Annotated in this window: 1 protein-coding gene; it reads left to right on the top strand. The window is 71.4% G+C overall.

Annotated features, from left to right (window positions below; genetic code table 11):
* A partial coding sequence (locus AC1RPV_RS08265; protein ID WP_481764281.1) for a hypothetical protein occupies positions 1-234 on the top strand: 234 nt, incomplete at both ends.

Here is a 234-nt window from a genome sequence, read left to right as displayed (position 1 = left end):
CCCTCGACGCGATCGTCAACGACGCGTCCTTCTTCGACCTCAACCAGCTCGGCGCCGCCGGCGTCATCCCCGGCTGGCCCGGCGAGGAGGTCGCACCGCCGCAGCCGATGCTGAAGCAGATCCGCGCGGTGCTCGCGAGCTACGAGGCGGAGGGCGGGGTCACCCGCGAGGTGGTGTTCGAGGACTGCGGCCACTCGCCCCACATCGAGAAGCCCGAGGAGTTCCTGGCGGAGC

This window comes from Dellaglioa sp. CoH-55-MRSF-9 (assembly GCF_056782155.1).
Note: the sequence above shows the minus strand (reverse complement) of the source record. Positions and strands in the feature narration are given on the sequence as shown.